Origin of the sequence: Streptomyces sp. NPDC005566, from assembly GCF_040605575.1 — a bacterium.
In the GTDB taxonomy this organism is placed as follows: Bacteria; Actinomycetota; Actinomycetes; order Streptomycetales; family Streptomycetaceae; genus Streptomyces.
This window is the reverse complement of the sequence record NZ_JBEXDB010000016.1, coordinates 138400-153819: the sequence shown is the minus strand read 5'-3', so window position 1 is coordinate 153819 and position 15420 is coordinate 138400. Positions and strand designations below refer to the sequence as shown.

Below are 15420 nucleotides of genomic sequence, written 5' to 3'. Positions count from 1 at the left end.
TCCCGTGTCCCGCATCAGGAGTACGAAGTGACCACACCCCAACTCCCCACCCACGCCTGGCTCAACGGAGCCATCGTCGACTGGGACAAGTGCACCGTCCACGCCCGGTCCCAGGGCGCGTTCTGGGGCGCCAACGTCTTCGAGGGGCTGCGTGCCTACCGCCGCCCCGGCGAGAGCGGTCTCGCGGTCTTCCGCATCGACGAGCACCTGGCCCGGCTGCGCCGTTCGATGAAGAGCCTGCGGATGGAGATCCCTTACACCGACGACGAGCTCAAGGACGGTGTAATCGACGTCCTCAAGGCCAACGCCTTCGAGGAGGACGTACACATCTGCGTCGTCGCGTACTTCAACATGGGCCCGAACGCGGATCCGCTCAGCCACACCGACGACGCCGGCGTCCACATCACCTCCACCCGCGCCCCGCGTGGCCGGGGTTTCGACGGCGGCCTGGCCGCCACCGTCTCCTCCTGGCGCCGCATCAGCGACGACTCCATGCCGCCGCGCATCAAGGCGGGCGCCAACTACCACAACAGCCGCCTCGCCCACCACGAGGCCATCCGCAACGGCTACGACACCACCCTCCTGCTCAACCAGCGCGGCAGCGTCTCCGAGGCTCCGGGCTCCTGCGTGGCGATGCTGCACGAGGGCAAGCTCATCACCCCGCCCGGCACCAGCGGCGTCCTCGAAGGCATCACCGTCGCCACCGTCGGCGAGCTCGCCCGGAAGGAACTCGGCATCCCCATGGAGCGCCGTGAGATCGACCGCACCGAGCTGTACACCGCCGACGAGATCTTCGTCGCCGGCACCCTCGCCGAGGTCGCCCCCGTCACCAGCCTCGACCGCATACCGGTCGGCGACGGGACCCCGGGCGTGATGGTCCGCAAGCTCCAGGACCTGTACGACTCGGTGGTCCGGGGCCAGCACCCTGAATACCGGCACTGGTCCACCATCGTCCAGACCACCGGGGAGAAGTGACATGACCTCCGCCGTGGACACCCAGCCCACCAGCCCGACCGCCCCCCTGCTGGCCGGTCTGCTCGACGGCTCCGTGGAAGTCGTCGACCTCACTTCGCCGCTCGACGAGGAGACCCCGCTGATCCAGCTCCCGCCGGAGCGCGGTCAGCCGTGGGCCTTCGAACGGGAGGTGATCAGCCACTACGACGAGGCCGGACCCACCGTCTACTGGAACAACATCCGCCTCTCCGAGCACACCGGCACCCACTTCGACGCCCCCATCCACTGGGTCACAGGCAAGGACCTCGACGACGTCTCCCAGGTCCCGCCGCAGCGCCTGGTCGCCCCCGCGTGCGTACTGGACTTCTCCGCCGAGGCCACCGCCGATCCCGACTTCCTGCTCGAGCGCCACCACGTCGAGGCATGGCAGGAGGAGCACGGCCCGCTCATCCCGGGCGGCTGGCTGCTCTACCGCACCGGCTGGGAGTCCCGGCAGGGCTCCCAGGACGAGTTCCTCAACGGCCGGCACACACCCGGCATCTCCACCGAGTGCGCCCGGTGGCTGGCCGAGGAGACCGGGATCATCGGCGTCGGCGTGGAGACGGTCGGCACCGACGCCGGCCAGGCAGGCGAGTTCGGGGACCAGCCGTACCCCTGCCACTGGTACTTCCACGGCGCGGACAAGTACGGCATCACCCAGCTGCGCAACCTGCACCTGCTCCCTCCCCGGGGCGCCGTGGTGATCGCCGCGCCGCTGCCCATCGTCGGCGGTTCCGGCAGCCCGGCCCGGGTGCTCGCCCTCGTGTCCCGCTGATCCCAAGGAAGGTTCGTACACCCATGCTCCGGACGCCCGACGGTCTGGCCGCGCTGCGCCGCAGGTCGGTCAACCGCATCCTGGTCCTGCACGGCCTGTCGTCGTTCTGCTACGGCATGGTCTTCCCGTTCATCGGCATCCATCTGGCGGCCCAGCCGGACATCGGCACCGCCGGGGTCGCCGTGTACTACGGCGTGTCCGGCCTCGCCAACCTGGCCGTCTCCCTGCTGCTCGCCTCCGCGGCCGTACGCTTCCCCCGGCACGCTCTCGGCATCACCGGCCTGCTGCTCTGGCTCAGCTGCTTCCTGCTCCTGACCCAGGGCGACAACCTCGTCACCGCCGCTGCCGCGGCGGTCCTGGGCGGCGCCGGCCAGGGCTGCTTCATGGCCGCGATCATCCCGATCGTCAACTCCCTGGTACCGCCGGAGGAGCGCCGTCAGGTCTTCGCCCGCCGCTACCAGATCCTCAACGCCACCCTCGCGGCCGGTTCACTGCTGGCCGGCCTCGTCCTCACCGTCTTCTCCCGCGACGCCATCACCTGGCTGCTCATCGCGAACGCGGTCGGCTACCTGCCGGTGGCCCTCGCGCTCGGTCTGGCCCGCAAGGTCCCCGAGATCGCGGAGCCGACGGAGACCGCCGAGACGGATGAGACCACCAGGAGCACCGGGACCGCCGACGGGGAGCCGGCCGGAAAGCCCACCGGTGCGGCCGTCCACGCCCTCGGCACCGGCATGCTCATCAAGGCCGCCCTCGGCGCCGCACTCTTCCAGTTCGGTGCCTACCTGATCGGCTACAGCCAGTTCGAGGCCACCGCCCCCCTGGTCGCCGACCACCTCATGGACACGGGCATCGGCTGGATCTCCGTGATGCTCACCCTCAACGTCCTGGTCATCGTGTCCGCCCAGCGGCCGATCACCAAGCTGCTGGAGAAGCGCCCCGAGGAACACGGCCTGCGCATCGCCGTCGCCCTGTGGGCCGCCGGCCTGCTGGTGGCCGGTTTCACGGCCTTCGGCCCGGGCCCCGTACGGCTTACCGGACTGCTGGCGTACGCCGTACTCTTCGCCGTCGGCGAGTGCGCGTACTCCTGCTCCTTCCACCCGTGGCTGATCTCCAAGGTCCCCGACCGCGAGCTCACCCGCGCCAGCGCCCTGTGCAACTCGATGATGGGCGTCGGCATGTTCTTCGGCCCCTCGATCGGCGTCGCGCTGATCTCCTTCGACCACGCGGCCTGGGTCTGGCTGCCGCTCGCCGCGCTCTGCGCCCTTGTCGCCCTCACCACCCTGCGCGGCAGGACCCGCACCACCACCTCCGCCCCCACGGACCCGGATCTCGTACCCGCCGGCTGACCGAGACCGGCCACACCGCCACGACCACGTACCGGAAGACAACGCACCGGAAATGGAGCGCTCAATGTCCGACGACATCGCCACCCTCGACCAGCAGATCATCCACCTCGTGGGCCGCCGCGCGGCGGCCGCCCGGAAGCAGACCCACGCCCGCGTGAGCTCCGGCAGCTCCCGGACCTCGCTCGCCGAGGAGAACGCGGCCATCGGCCGCTACAGCGAGGAACTCGGCCGACCCGGAGTCAACCTGGCTCTCCTGGTGCTCGGCCTCTCCGACCGGCTGCCGAACCGGTGATCCCCGTCGACGCCGTCATCCCCGCGCAGGGCCTGCGCTGTTTCGTGTACGCCCGCGACCACGGCCCCGGCCCGGACGGCCGGGGGCCCTGGCTCCTGGGCGTCCTGCCCGGTGGCCTCGAACTGCCCGGCGCGGACCGGCCCGGGGACACCGACCCGGCCGACGCGGCGCTGGACGCCGTGGCCCGGCTCACCGGCCGGGCCCCTCGCCTGGTCGCCCCGCCGGTGCCGCCGCTGGGGCAGGCGGGGGTGGCCGAGCCGGTCGATCCTCCGCCGTGGTGGATCCGGTCGTCCGACAGCGGCCCGTACGAGACCGAGTACGAGTACCTGATGACCCTGCCCGGCGACCCGCCGGCCGGGCTGGCCTGGGTGGAACTGGCGGTCGCCCGGGCCGCGGCACACGCCGAGGACGACGAGAACCTGCATCTCGCCGCGGCGCTCGGCACCGTGCTGGAGCCGCTGCTCGAGAAGCGCATCACCCCGAGCGTGATCCGGGCGATGACCGTCGGAAACAGCCGCCGGGGCGTCGGGCGGCCCAGGAGCAGGGCCGCCGCGCCGTGGTGAGCCGCCCGCCGTGCCCGCACCGGGCCACGAGGGCGGAGCACCGGGCCACGAGGGCGGAGCACCGGGCCACGAGGGCGGAGCACCGGGCTACGAGGGCGGAGCACCGCCCTTGTCCAGACCGATCAGATAGCCGGTCTGGAAACGGCTCTTCGCGTCGAGTGAGCGCATGATCTCGGCAACGTGGCGTTGCACGGTCCGCACGGACATGCCCAGCCGGCGTGAGATGACCTTGTCGTCCAGGCCTTCGGTCAGCAGCCGGACGATCGACTGGCGCAGATCTTCGGAGACCTGTTTGGCCCATTCGCGGTCGAAGCCCACCGGGAAGGGTTCGGCTGCCCGCCAGGCGGTCTCGAAGGAAGACACCATGAACGCCACGAGGTTGGGCTCGTACACCACGAGAGCGTGGGCGGAGTCGCCCTGCACGCTGACCACGGCCGCCTTGCGGTCGTAGATCAGCATCCGGTCAGGGCCGTCCGCCAGGGTCCGCACCTCGGCCCCGCGCTCCATCATCCACTCGGCGAACTCCACCGTGTGCTGGCTGTAGCGGGCCGGGTGCTGGTAGATCGAACGGCTGCTGACTCCGCGTTCCAGCAACCGCTCCATGCTGCCCCGCGCCTTGAGCAACGCCTCGGGGTCCCTCGCGCCTCCCGGCTGCACATGGAGCGCCTCGGTCCGGCAGCTGTCCGTCAGCTGGTCGATCAGCCGTCGTACGTCGGCGATATCGGTCAGCAGCTCGACTTCCTTGGCCTGCTGACGCTGCTGCCCGTTCTCGTAGCAGGGGCCCAACGCGGCGAGGGCCGTCCGTATCCGCTCGACGCTTTCCGACTGCTGCCGTATCTGATGCTCCATCGGCCACAGCAGCTGGCCCGCCGCGAACTGGGGCGAGACCACGGTGAGCCGGTCCTCGAAGTCGGCGTCCCGCCGCAGCAGTCGCAGGGCCTCCAGCCGCCGCACGGCCGTGACCAGCTCCTTCTCGTCCAGACCGAGCGCGCACTGAGCTTCGGACGGGGTGAACGAGGGGACCCCGGTCGCGTACTCGTAGAGCCTCAGGCCGTCGGGAGTCAGCTCCGCATCGGGAGCTCCCTCCTCGAAGTGCTGCATTGCCTTCCACCCTTCGTGTTTGCGACAGGCGTGAATAACCCGGGTCAGATGCCCTGCCGAGCCGGCCGCAATCGCGGCAAGCTGAAGTTGTCGAAGGCAGCCGGAACTCGGCCAAACCTGACACAACCGCTCGACGAAACACAGCGATGCCCCGTCCGGCCCTTTCTCAGGACTCTCACCAAAGGACACTCCTCATGCAGTCGTTCCCTGCTCGCATCGCCCTGATCGTCTCTGGTTTCGCCGCGGCCCTGGCGTTCATTATCGGTCAGTCCGTCCCGGAGTCCACCCCTGTTCGTGCCGTTGACGACAACGGCTGGTCCACCCCCGGCCCGGCGGTTCTGCTCGACGACAACGGCTGGTCCGCCCCCGCCCCGGCGGTTCTGCTCGACGACAACGGCTGGTCCGCCCCCCGCCCGGCGGCCATGATCGACGACAACGGCTGGTCCTGAGCCTGTTCGTTGCGCAGGCCCGCCCGTGGTCGTAGACGATTCATAGATCGTGTGTGACCGGCAGGCAGGCCCGTCCCCACCGGACGGGCCGCGCCCATGAGGTGCCGGTACACGGTGGTACTTGCTTGGAGTGGGCTCGAAGCAGTTGGCTTGTGACCCATGAAGTACACGCAGCTCGGACGCACCGGACTCAAAGTCAGCCGACTCGTCCTCGGCACGATGAACTTCGGTCCGCAGACAGACGAACCGACCAGTCACGGCATCATGGACGCCGCCCTCGACGCAGGTCTCAACTTCGTGGACACCGCAAATGTCTACGGGTGGGGTGAGAACAAGGGCCGTACCGAGGAGATCGTCGGCACCTGGTTCGCGGAAGGTGGCGGGCGTCGCGACAAGACGGTCCTCGCCACCAAGGTGTACGGGAACATGGCCGGTGACGGAGCCACCGTCTGGCCCAACCACGACCGGCTCAGCGCGGTGAACATCCGCCGGGCCGTCGACGCCTCCCTCAAGCGCCTGCAGACCGACTACATCGACATCTACCAGTTCCACCACATCGACAGGCACACGCCGTTCGAGGAGATCTGGCAGGCGATCGACGTCCTGGTCCAGCAGGGCAAGATCCTCTACGCGGGGTCCTCCAACTTCCCCGGTTACAAGATCGCCCAGGCCAACGAGCTGGCGAAGGCGCACGGCCGCGTCGGACTCGTCAGCGAGCAGTGCCTGTACAACCTGGCCGAGCGCCGCGCGGAGATGGAGGTCGTCCCTGCCGCGCAGGAGTACGGCCTCGGCGTCATCCCGTGGTCGCCGCTGCACGGCGGCCTGCTCGGCGGTGTCCTCAAGAAGGAGGCCGAGGGCAAGCGCCGCAAGGACGGCCGCTCGGCGAGCGCGCTGGAGCGCACCGAGGTCCGTGAGCAGGTCAAGGCGTACGAGGACCTCCTGGACAAGCACGGCCTGGAGCCCGGTGAGGTCGCCCTCGCGTGGCTGCTGACCCGGCCCGGCGTGACCGGCCCGATCGTCGGCCCGCGCACCCAGGAACAGCTGGACTCCGCACTGCGCGCCCTCGAACTGGAGCTGAGCGAGGAGCTCCTCGCGTCTCTGGACGAGATCTTCCCGGGTCCCGGCCCGTCTCCGGAGGCCTTCGCCTGGTGATCGACCAGGGTCTCTCGTTCGGATCGGACCGGATCGGGGTGCGTGCCGCACCCCGCGAGCCCGGCATGATGCGGACGGGAGACCCTGGGCCCCGCCGTCGAGGCCGTCACCCGCTCCGGCGGGCGGCGGCCTTCGTACGCCGGTGCCGGAATGCTTTCCTGCCGCGCCGGGTTCACCCCCGGCGCGCGAACCGGTCGAGCGCCGCCAGTACCGCGCGGCCGGTCGCCGGGCCGCCCAGGTGGCCCGCCGCGTCGATCACCGTCAACTCGGCGGCGTCCCCTCGGCTCGACGGCGTGCGAAGGGGACAGCGTAGTCAGCCCTTGCGCGGCACCAGGACGAGCCGCCCCCGTACGCCGCCCTCCGCGAGACGGCGGTACGCGTCGGCTGCCCGCTCCAGGGGGTAGGTGTCCGCCACCCGCGGTGTCAGGACGCCCGCGTCGACCAGCTTCACCAGCTCGGCGAGCCGGTTGCCGTCGGCGGCCACCTCCACGACCTGGACCCTGATGCCCCGCACGCCCGGAGGGCCCGCCTGCGGGATGACGCCCACGTAGTCCCCGTCGTCCCGGACGTGCGCCAGTGCGTCGGCGCCGATCACGGCCGCGTCCAGCACGGCGTCGAACGGGCCCGCCGCCGCTCCGCGTGCCACGAACCGGTCCGCGCCGAGGGACCGTACGAGCTCCTCGTCCCCCGCCCCGGCCACCCCGGTGACCGTGATGCCGGCCCGGTGGGCGAGCTGCACCGCGTATCCGCCGACCGCACCCGCCGCGCCCGTGACCAGCAGCGTGGACCCAGGGACCAGGTCCAGCAGGTCCAGCGCCTGTGCGGCGGTCAGGGTGTTCAGCGGTACGGCCGCCGCGCGGGCCGCGTCCACCGAGGCCGGGGCGGGCGCGACCGCCGAGCTGTCCACCACCACGTACTCGGCCTGTGCCTTGACCGGCGCAGGCCCGTACGCCAGCGCCACCACCTCGGCCCCGGCGGCGAACGGCGTCCCCGCACCGGCCGCGTCCACGGTCCCCGCCACATCCCAGCCGAGCCCCAGTTGTCCGCCCTCGGACAGCGGGGCGAGGAAGCCCGCGCCGTACGCCGCGTCCACCGGGTTGAGGGCCGCCGCCGCCACCTTGATCCGCACCTGGCCCGGACCCGGCTCGGGCAGCGCGGTCTCCACGACCTCCACGACCTCGGGTCCGCCGAACGTCTTGACCACCACTGCGCGCATGTCGATCTCCCTGATTCCCTGGGCCTCAGGGCCCGCGAACGGTGCGGGTTGCTCCCGCCCCACAAACCTAGGAAGAGTTACTCTCTTTCGGTAAGTACGTACTCCGAGGTGCGTAGGCCACCCACAGGTAGGACCGGAGGCAGCAGACCCATGGCGACACGCACCGCGGCCCAGCGCCGCGAGGAAGCCCGATCCGCGTACGACGCCTTCCTCAGGGAATGCCCGACCAACCAGCTGCTCGGCCGCCTCGGTGACAAGTGGGTCAGCCTCATCGTCAGCGCCCTGCGCGAGGGCCCGATGCGCTACAGCGACCTCGGCCGCAGGATCGCCGGGGTGAGCCAGAAGATGCTGACCCAGTCGCTGCGTTCACTGGAGCGCGACGGCCTCGTCACGCGCACCGTGACACCGTCCGTGCCCGTCCGCGTCGACTACGAACTGACGGAGCTCGGGCACAGCCTGAGTGGTCTGCTGTCCGCGGTGAAGACCTGGGCGGAGACCCATTTCGACCAGGTCCACGAGGCACGCGAGCGGTACGACGAGGAGGCCGCGGCATGAACGCCACCCCGCAGGTGCTGGCCGTACTGGACGAGCTGCTCGCCTCCGCCGCCCCCGGCGAACGCGGCGCCCTGTGGCACCTCGCCGAGCCGGGGCGGGAGTTGGACGCCAACGTCGTGCACCTGCCGCCGAACGCCGGAGTGGGCGAGCACCAGGAGGACGTGCTGGACGTGCTGTTGGTCGTCCTCGCGGGCGGCGGCAGCCTGCGTACGGGCGGCGACACCCTGGACCTCGCCCCCACCACGGTGACCTGGCTGCCCCGCACCTCCCGCCGCGCCCTGGAGGCGGGGCCGGACGGGCTGACGTACCTGACGGTCCACCGCCGCCGTCCGGGGCTGACGATCAAGCCGGCCGTCCGGGTCCCGCAGACGGCGTACGAGGGCGGTGAGGCCCCGTGCATGCTGGACCTGGTCTGCCCGGAGTGCGGACGGCTGTCGGCGGACCGGAACCCCGCGTTCTGCAGCGCCTGCGGGGAGCCGTACCCCACATAGCGCGCCGCGTCAGCGGTCGGCCCCATGCCCGTCGTGCGCAAAGGGGCCGGGGCCTGTCCGGAGCGGTGCGCCGGTCCCGTTGGAGGTGGGCGCTGCCGCCCGGTCGGTGGGGGACCCGTCCGCGCCGTACAGGACCAGGGCCCAGGCCAGGCAGGCGAAGGCCGCCGTGTGCAGCAGCGCGCGCACGATGTTCCAGGTGACCCAGGCGGCCTCGAACCGTTCGCGGACGGCGGCCAGGTCTCCGATGGAGCTCGGGTCGCCGGCCCGCTCCAACTGGTCGTTGAGCGGGACGTTGACCGCGACGGTCACCGCGAACGCGACCAGGTAGAGCACGAGCGCGGCGACGAGCCAGGGCAACGCCGGCCGCCCGTGACCGCGCCAGGCGAGGAACACCGCCAGGGCGATCAGCGGGATCGACCCCATGAACGGAAGCATGAACACAGGGTTGACGATCGACCTGTTGATGCCTTGCATCGTCGCCACGAGCGTGTGGTCGGAGGTGCTGCGCAGCCCCGGCATCACCGCGTAGGCGAAGGCTGCGAAGAGTCCCGCCATCAAGCCGGAGGCGAGGACGGAGGCGAGCAGGGTCCCGGTCTGGAGAGTCTTCACGAGGTGGCTCCGGGGGTCCAGACACCGGTGGCCGCGGCCTCGGCGGCGTGGTCGGTGAAGTCGCGGGCCGGCCGGCCGAGGACCTGCCGGACGCCGTCGCCGAGATACGCGTTGCGGCCGTCGAGGACGCTCGTGAACAGGTAGGTCAGCAGGCCGGTGACATCGGCGGACACGCCGTGCGCGGCGAGTTCGGCGGCGTAGGCGTCCGCAGGGACCGTGGCGTAGCCGATCTCGCGGCCGGTCGCCGCTCCGATCGCGGCCGTGGCCTGGGCGAAGGTGAGCAGTCGGGGGCCGGTCAGGTCGTAGGTGCGGCCTGCGTGCCCGCCTTCGGCGAGGACGGTGGCGGCGACCTCGGCGATGTCGTCGGCGTCGATGAACGGCTCCTCGACGTCCCCGACCGGCAGTGCGAGCTCCCCGTCGAGGATCGGGCCGAGGAAGTCGCCCTCGCTGAAGTTCTGGGCGAAGAACGCGGCACGCAGGACCGTCCACTCCGCGCCCGAGGCCGCCAGTGCCTTCTCGCAGGCCTCGGCCTCCGGCTCGCCGCGCCCGGAGAGCAGCACCAGACGGCGTGCTCCGGTCCGTACCGCGAGTTCGGCGAAGGCGCCGATCGCCTCGGGGGCGCCGGGGACGGCGAGGTCCGGCTGGTAGGCGACGTAGACGGCGTCCACACCGGCCAGGGCGGGCTGCCATGTCGTGGAGTCGTTCCAGTCGAAGGGGATCCCGCCGGACCGTGAGCCGATGCGGACCACGTGGCCGCGACCGGTCAGCTGCCGTACGACACGGCGTCCGGTCTTACCGGTCCCGCCCAGGACCAGGGTGAGTGCGGGAGAAGTCATGCTGATCGCCTCGGCTTTCGTGGATGGCGCTTCGGTGACCGCGTTCCTGCGGTGTGCTCAAAGCCTCGACCACCCGGGGATCGCCATCAACTGCCATTCCTGCAAGGATCGTTGACCTGTGGGTTGACGATAGGGGGAGTCGTGGAGCGGCGTGAGATCGAGATCTTTCTTACGGTCGGCGAGGAGCTGCACTTCGGGCGCAGTGCCGAGCGGCTGCACGTCTCGGTGGCCATGGTCAGCAAGACGGTCCAGAAGCTGGAACGGTCGGTCGGCGCGGCCCTCTTCGAGCGGACCAGCAGACGGGTGGCGTTCACCGCGATCGGGCGGCGCCTCTTCGACGACCTGAAGCCCGCGTACCAAGACCTCCTGGACGCCTTCGCGCGAGCGGTGGCCTCGGGCCGGGGCGTGGACGGCGTGCTGCGCGTCGGGTTCCTGGGGACGGCCACCGCACAGTTCGTGATGCGCGCGGCGGAGCTGCTGCGGACCCGGCACCCGGGATGCGAGGTACGGCTGCACGAGAGCCGCTTTCCGGACGGGACGGCGCCACTGCGCGACGACGTGATCGACGTCCTGCTCATCGACAACTTCGCGGTACCGGTATCGACGCTCGCACCCGACCACAGCGTGAGCCCCATGCTGTTCCGGGAGGCGCCGATGCTTGCCGTCTCGGCGCGGCATCCGCTGGCGCGGCGTGAAGCGGTGGATGTGGCGGAGCTCGCGCGGCACGAGGTGCTGCGGCCGCGGGCGCCCTCGGGACAGGCGGAGCGGGCGTCGGCTCCGGGGCAGGCGGCCGGGCGGTCCGTCCCCGGGCAGGCGGCCCGATGGGTCGCTCCCGAGGGCGCGGAGCGGTTGTTCGCTCCAGGGCAGGCGGATTCCTCGTTCGCCCCCGGCAGAGCGCCCGAGGGACGGGGCGCCGGGCGGAGCACGGAATTCGGCAGCATCCAGGAGATGTGGGCGCTGGTGGGCGGAGGCCACGGGGTCTTCCCCGTCCCGTCCCACGCGAGTGTGTACGACGCCCGCCCCGACGTCGCGTTCGTCCCGATCAAGGGCGCCCCCGCGTACGAATGGCGCCTGATCTGGCTCTCCGCGGCGGACAACAACCGCGTCCGGGCCTTCTCCGAAGCGGCCTGCGACTACGTGGCGGCGCACCCCGATCCACTGACCGCGACCGCGTAGCGGTGTCAGGCGCCCCGACGGTTCGCTCCCGAAGCCGCGATCGAGAGGGCCGGACGGCGGCCTGGTCGGAGAACTTCCGACTGCGGGTCACGGGGGTGACGGGCAGACAGATGACGATCTTTCCAACGGCCCTGTCGGCCGCCGGCGTCCTGGGAATGCCCCCCCCCGCGCTCACCGTGCGCCTGCCTCCAGCAGCACGGCGTCGGGCTGCTGGAGGCGATGGCCGCCCGAGACACCGCGGTCCTGCGCGGCTCCCGGGCTCAGGCGATCGCTCAGGCGATCGCGCCGGCGATCTCGCTCGCTCCGGACTCCGTTCCGTCCGCGTACAGGACGGTGAAGCGGTAGAACAGCGTGGTCGACTTCGGCTGGTCGGCGTCGTGCCACGACATGTGGTCGGAGATCTCGCTCGTGCCGAGGATGTCGAACGTCCCACTCACCGGGTTCCAGCGGCGGACGGCGAAGCCGGTGGCCTCGCTGCCGTTCTCGTTCGTGATGTCTTCGAGGTACAGGTTGAAGTCCCTCGGCCCGTTGGGGTGGATCCAGGTGAAGGGCGAGCCGGTGGCGGGCGGGGCCGTCGGGCGGAGGTCCAGCTCGGTGACGTCGGTGACGGTCGCGCCGTCGTCCGGGGAGAGCTGGTTGCCGTACTGGTCGACGCCGACGACGCTGTAGCGCACCTGCTGGCCGTCGGCGGGCGTGACGTCGTGCCAGGTCGTCCCGGTGAGCCACGGGCGCTCGTTGGTGCGGTCGCCCACCGGGGTCCAGTTCCACTGCCCGTCGGCATACGTGCCGCGCAGCACCCGGTAGTGGTCGAGGGACGGGTCGCCGCTCGCCGTCCAGGAGACCGTGACGCCGTTCGCCTTCGGGACCGTGGTGACGCCCTCGATCGCGGCGGGCGAGGTCGTGTTGCCTGCGACGGCGACCTTGAGGTCGGTCGACGAGGTGCCCGGGTTGCCCTCCCAGTCCTTGGCGACCACCCAGTAGTAGTAGGTCGTGCCGGGCTTCACGGTGTTGTCGACGAAGGTGGTGGTGCCCTTCAGCCCTTCGGCGATCTCCCACACCGTGATTCCGGAGGCGCGCGGCTTGAGCGCCCGGAAGACCGACCAGCCCGCGAAGTCGGAGCTGGTCCCCTCGGAGGCGTCCCAGGTGACGGTGACGCCGGTCTCGCCCTCCGCGACCCGGGTGCCGAGCGGAGTGTCGACCGGGCCGGTCAGGTCGTCGCTGTAGTACTCGGCGGAGCCGGAGGCCGGTGACTCGTTGCCGTGCGTGTCGACGGCGGTGACGACGTAGTAGTAGATGTGACCGGTCTGCGGCAGCGGTCCGGTGTAGCCGCCGCCCGTGGAGGCCAGCCGGTTGGCCGGGGTGAGGGCGACCGGCAGGGAGGTCGAGCGGTAGACCCGGTACTCGGCGAGGTCGGGCTCGGAGTTGCTGTCCCAGTAAAGGGTGATCTTGGTGGGTGAGCCCATGGCCCAGTTGTCCTCGACGCCCTTCGGGGCGGCGGGGGCTGTGCGGTCGACGGTGGTGACGCCGAGGTCGGCGGTGCCCGACGAGGTGTTGCCGGCCTTGTCGTAGGCGCGGACCTCGTAGTAGTAGACGTTGCCGTCCTTCGGGAGGGTCGTGTCGGTCCACGAGGTGGCCGTCGTGGTCGCGACGGGCTTCGTGGGGTAGGCGGCACCCTTCAGCCGTCGGTACACGCGGTACCCGGCGAGGTCCATCTCCTTGTTCGCCGCCCAGCTGACCTTCGTGGACGTGGTCGCCGTGCTGTAGGCGACGGTGGTCCCGGTCGGGACGAGCGGCTTGACCGTGTCGACGGTCGCCGTGGTGCGCGGCGTGTACGCGAACTTGACGTTCGCCGCACCCGTCCAGTTGACGAAGTCGACGCGGAGACTGTGCCTGCCCGCCGGGATGGTCAGATTGACGGTCTTGGAGACGGTGGTGGCGACGTTCTTCCACACGTCGACCTTGCGGACGCCGTCGACGTACACGCGGATGCCGTCGCGGGAGGACGCGGTGAAGGCGAAGGGCCCGCCGGAGCCGAAGTCGCGGGTCATGGACCACCGGACGCCGAAGTCGTTGGCGGGCATGCCCTTGTAACCGGGCGCGCCCGTGCCCCAGTTCTGGTCGATCACGGAGTCGCAGTCGGTGCCCTTGGGGGTTCCGGTGAAGCTGGTGTTCGCGTAGAACGTCCTCGTGAAGACGGGCGATGCACAGGTCACGGCGGCGGAGGCGGGAGCGGCCGCGGTGAGCAGGCTGCCCGCGGTGGCGAGTACGACGGCGCTCGCGGTGGCGACCGTCGTTCCTCTGGGTCGGTTCATGCGTTCCTTCGGTCTTGATCGTGCGGGGCAGCGTGCGACTGCCCCGGAAGATCAAGACTCCCGAGGAACGGGCTTGGTTGTAGACCGGGGGAACAACTGTGTGGGTGTTCCCGGCCGGGAGGTGACATGCCGCCGATGGCGCAATGGAAGCCCCGGGCTGCGGGGCTGGGTCACGCTGTGGTCGTTCGGCCGCTCACGTCGGGATCCCGCGGGTGCCCGGTGCGGCAGGTTCCGTCGGGCCGATGTTGCACAAAGAGGCGAAGGGCGTCGTGAAGCACTCCGGGATCGACTACGAGGCGGTGTTCCAGGCCTTGCCGGCTGCGGCGGCCCTGCTCACCACCGACCTGGTGTACGCCGACGTCAACGAGGCGTATCTGCGGGTGTCGGGGCGCACCCTTGGCCAGGTGGCCGGCCGCTACCTGTTCGACGTGTTCCCCGACAACCCCAACGATCCGGCCGCGAGCGGCGTGCGCAACCTTCAGGCGTCGCTGCTGCGGGTGGCGGCCACCGGGGAGCGCGACACCATGGCGCTGCAGCGCTACGACGTCGAGGACCCCGACCGTCCCGGCCGGTGGGAGGAGCGGTACTGGAGCCCGGTCAACGCCCCGGTCCTCGGCCCGGACGGGCGGGTGGCGCTGGTGCTGCACCGGGTCGAAGAGGTCACCGAACTGATCCGCGCACGCGGCGGGCGGTTCGGCGGGGACCGGAGCAGGGCCCTGGAGGCCGAGCTGTACACCCGCGCCCGGGAACTGCAGGAGGTCAACGAGCGGCTGCGCCGGGCCCACGCCCGCGAACGCGAGGTCGCCCTGAGTCTGCAGTCCGCGATGCTCCCCGCGCCGGGACCGCTCGGCCGCCGCCGGGGCGCTGTGCGCTACCAACCCGCGGTCGGGTCCTTGAACGTGTGCGGCGACTGGTACGACCTGGCCGAACTGTCCGACGGTCGCTTCGCGGTCGCGGTCGGCGACGTCGTCGGTCACGGCCTGACCGCGGCCGGCATCATGGGACAGCTCCGCAGTGCACTCAGCGCAGCCGTACGTGTGGCCGAGGGCCCCGCGACCGCCCTGGACGCACTCGGACTCTACTCCCGCTCGGTGCAGGGCGCCGAGTCCACCACCGCTCTGCAGACGGTGATCGACTGCGACAACCGCACGATCGCCTACAGCAGCGCCGGTCACCCCCCGCCCGCGCTGCTCCAGGCCGATGGCACCGTCGAGTTCCTCGACCGGGCCACCGACCCGCCGCTCGGCGTCCGCTTCGAGCACATTCCGCGAATCCAGGCCGAAGTGGCCTTCTCCGAGGGCGCCACCCTCGTCCTCTACACCGACGGCCTCGTCGAACGCCGCCACGAGGACATCGACACCGGCCTTCACCGGCTCGCCGACTGCCTCAGCCGTCACGGACAGGCCGATGCGGACACCCTCGCCGACACCCTGCTGGCGGAGATGATTCCGCCGGGCGGCAACACGGACGACACCGCCCTGGTCGTCGTCCGTCTGTGACCGTGCGGTTGCCGCCCGGACAGGCCCGTCAGCGCAGCGGTGAAGGGCCCTGCCA

The 15420-nt window shown here is 71.1% G+C and carries 16 protein-coding genes; 11 read left to right on the top strand and 5 right to left on the bottom strand.

Features of this window, described 5'->3' with window-relative positions:
• Positions 1-27 precede the first annotated feature (27 nt).
• The 5 genes from ilvE (at position 28) to ABZS61_RS24990 (ending at position 3969) form a co-directional block, all read left to right on the top strand.
• The gene (gene ilvE / locus ABZS61_RS25010; RefSeq protein ID WP_356425341.1) at positions 28-975 is read left to right on the top strand and encodes a branched-chain-amino-acid transaminase; all 948 of its coding nucleotides are present in this window, start codon (positions 28-30) and stop codon (positions 973-975) included.
• 1 nt (position 976) lies between these two features.
• The gene (locus ABZS61_RS25005; protein WP_356425338.1) at positions 977-1768 is read left to right on the top strand and encodes a cyclase family protein; all 792 of its coding nucleotides are present in this window, start codon (positions 977-979) and stop codon (positions 1766-1768) included.
• Between the two features lie 23 nt (positions 1769-1791).
• The gene (locus ABZS61_RS25000) at positions 1792-3114 is read left to right on the top strand and encodes an MFS transporter (protein WP_356425335.1); all 1323 of its coding nucleotides are present in this window, start codon (positions 1792-1794) and stop codon (positions 3112-3114) included.
• Between the two features lie 64 nt (positions 3115-3178).
• Complete coding sequence (locus ABZS61_RS24995; RefSeq protein ID WP_356425332.1) at positions 3179-3406, top strand: chorismate mutase; 228 nt, start codon at positions 3179-3181, stop codon at positions 3404-3406.
• The gene (locus tag ABZS61_RS24990) at positions 3403-3969 is read left to right on the top strand and encodes a hypothetical protein (RefSeq protein ID WP_356425329.1); all 567 of its coding nucleotides are present in this window, start codon (positions 3403-3405) and stop codon (positions 3967-3969) included. The genes ABZS61_RS24995 and ABZS61_RS24990 overlap by 4 nt, the downstream gene beginning before the upstream one ends.
• A gap of 87 nt (positions 3970-4056) precedes the next feature.
• Here the strand turns inward: ABZS61_RS24990 and ABZS61_RS24985 are convergent, their stop codons facing one another.
• Positions 4057-5070 carry a LuxR C-terminal-related transcriptional regulator gene (locus tag ABZS61_RS24985; protein ID WP_356425326.1) on the bottom strand — a complete coding sequence of 338 codons (1014 nt, stop codon included), beginning with the start codon at positions 5068-5070 and terminating at the stop codon, positions 4057-4059.
• Positions 5071-5264: 194 nt separating this feature from the next.
• On the opposite strand from ABZS61_RS24985, the gene ABZS61_RS24980 reads away from it, so the two are divergent.
• Both ABZS61_RS24980 and ABZS61_RS24975 read left to right on the top strand, forming a co-directional pair.
• Complete coding sequence (locus ABZS61_RS24980; protein WP_356425323.1) at positions 5265-5519, top strand: hypothetical protein; 255 nt, start codon at positions 5265-5267, stop codon at positions 5517-5519.
• Positions 5520-5678: 159 nt separating this feature from the next.
• Entirely contained in the window at positions 5679-6671 is a 993-nt protein-coding gene (locus ABZS61_RS24975) for an aldo/keto reductase (protein WP_356425320.1), read from the top strand.
• Between the two features lie 313 nt (positions 6672-6984).
• Here the strand turns inward: ABZS61_RS24975 and ABZS61_RS24970 are convergent, their stop codons facing one another.
• Entirely contained in the window at positions 6985-7887 is a 903-nt protein-coding gene (locus tag ABZS61_RS24970; RefSeq protein ID WP_356425317.1) for an NADP-dependent oxidoreductase, read from the bottom strand.
• 150 nt (positions 7888-8037) lie between these two features.
• Between ABZS61_RS24970 and ABZS61_RS24965 the strand changes: the two genes are divergently transcribed.
• Together ABZS61_RS24965 and ABZS61_RS24960 are read left to right on the top strand one after the other, a co-directional pair.
• Complete coding sequence (locus tag ABZS61_RS24965) at positions 8038-8442, top strand: helix-turn-helix domain-containing protein (RefSeq protein WP_356425314.1); 405 nt, start codon at positions 8038-8040, stop codon at positions 8440-8442.
• Entirely contained in the window at positions 8439-8933 is a 495-nt protein-coding gene (locus tag ABZS61_RS24960; RefSeq protein WP_356425311.1) for a hypothetical protein, read from the top strand. Before ABZS61_RS24965 ends, ABZS61_RS24960 begins: the two co-directional genes overlap by 4 nt.
• 9 nt (positions 8934-8942) lie before the next feature.
• On the opposite strand, the gene ABZS61_RS24955 is transcribed toward ABZS61_RS24960, so the two are convergent.
• Together ABZS61_RS24955 and ABZS61_RS24950 are read right to left on the bottom strand one after the other, a co-directional pair.
• Complete coding sequence (locus tag ABZS61_RS24955) at positions 8943-9542, bottom strand: anthrone oxygenase family protein (RefSeq protein ID WP_356425307.1); 600 nt, start codon at positions 9540-9542, stop codon at positions 8943-8945.
• Complete coding sequence (locus tag ABZS61_RS24950) at positions 9539-10378, bottom strand: NAD(P)H-binding protein (RefSeq protein ID WP_356425304.1); 840 nt, start codon at positions 10376-10378, stop codon at positions 9539-9541. The genes ABZS61_RS24955 and ABZS61_RS24950 overlap by 4 nt, the downstream gene beginning before the upstream one ends.
• 141 nt (positions 10379-10519) lie before the next feature.
• On the opposite strand from ABZS61_RS24950, the gene ABZS61_RS24945 reads away from it, so the two are divergent.
• Positions 10520-11554, top strand: a complete 1035-nt coding sequence (locus ABZS61_RS24945) for a LysR substrate-binding domain-containing protein (protein ID WP_356425301.1) — start codon at positions 10520-10522, stop codon at positions 11552-11554.
• 272 nt (positions 11555-11826) lie between these two features.
• Here ABZS61_RS24945 and ABZS61_RS24940 read toward each other — a convergent pair whose 3' ends face one another.
• Positions 11827-13866: a PA14 domain-containing protein gene (locus ABZS61_RS24940; protein ID WP_356425298.1), complete on the bottom strand. Its 2040-nt coding sequence runs from the start codon at positions 13864-13866 to the stop codon at positions 11827-11829.
• Positions 13867-14135: 269 nt separating this feature from the next.
• Between ABZS61_RS24940 and ABZS61_RS24935 the strand changes: the two genes are divergently transcribed.
• The gene (locus ABZS61_RS24935) at positions 14136-15365 is read left to right on the top strand and encodes a SpoIIE family protein phosphatase (RefSeq protein ID WP_356425503.1); all 1230 of its coding nucleotides are present in this window, start codon (positions 14136-14138) and stop codon (positions 15363-15365) included.
• Positions 15366-15420 lie beyond the last annotated feature (55 nt).

What these genes read in the sequence shown, in the direction of transcription:
- ABZS61_RS24940 (WP_356425298.1), bottom strand. Translation starts at nt 13,866, where the DNA reads ATGAACCGACCCAGAGGAACGACGGTCGCCACCGCGAGCGCCGTCGTA.
- ABZS61_RS25005 (WP_356425338.1), top strand. Translation starts at nt 977, where the DNA reads ATGACCTCCGCCGTGGACACCCAGCCCACCAGCCCGACCGCCCCCCTG.
- ABZS61_RS24950 (WP_356425304.1), bottom strand. Translation starts at nt 10,378, where the DNA reads ATGACTTCTCCCGCACTCACCCTGGTCCTGGGCGGGACCGGTAAGACC.
- ABZS61_RS24970 (WP_356425317.1), bottom strand. Translation starts at nt 7,887, where the DNA reads ATGCGCGCAGTGGTGGTCAAGACGTTCGGCGGACCCGAGGTCGTGGAG.
- ABZS61_RS24985 (WP_356425326.1), bottom strand. Translation starts at nt 5,070, where the DNA reads ATGCAGCACTTCGAGGAGGGAGCTCCCGATGCGGAGCTGACTCCCGAC.
- ABZS61_RS24975 (WP_356425320.1), top strand. Translation starts at nt 5,679, where the DNA reads ATGAAGTACACGCAGCTCGGACGCACCGGACTCAAAGTCAGCCGACTC.
- ABZS61_RS25000 (WP_356425335.1), top strand. Translation starts at nt 1,792, where the DNA reads ATGCTCCGGACGCCCGACGGTCTGGCCGCGCTGCGCCGCAGGTCGGTC.
- ABZS61_RS24980 (WP_356425323.1), top strand. Translation starts at nt 5,265, where the DNA reads ATGCAGTCGTTCCCTGCTCGCATCGCCCTGATCGTCTCTGGTTTCGCC.
- ABZS61_RS24965 (WP_356425314.1), top strand. Translation starts at nt 8,038, where the DNA reads ATGGCGACACGCACCGCGGCCCAGCGCCGCGAGGAAGCCCGATCCGCG.
- ABZS61_RS24960 (WP_356425311.1), top strand. Translation starts at nt 8,439, where the DNA reads ATGAACGCCACCCCGCAGGTGCTGGCCGTACTGGACGAGCTGCTCGCC.
- ABZS61_RS24995 (WP_356425332.1), top strand. Translation starts at nt 3,179, where the DNA reads ATGTCCGACGACATCGCCACCCTCGACCAGCAGATCATCCACCTCGTG.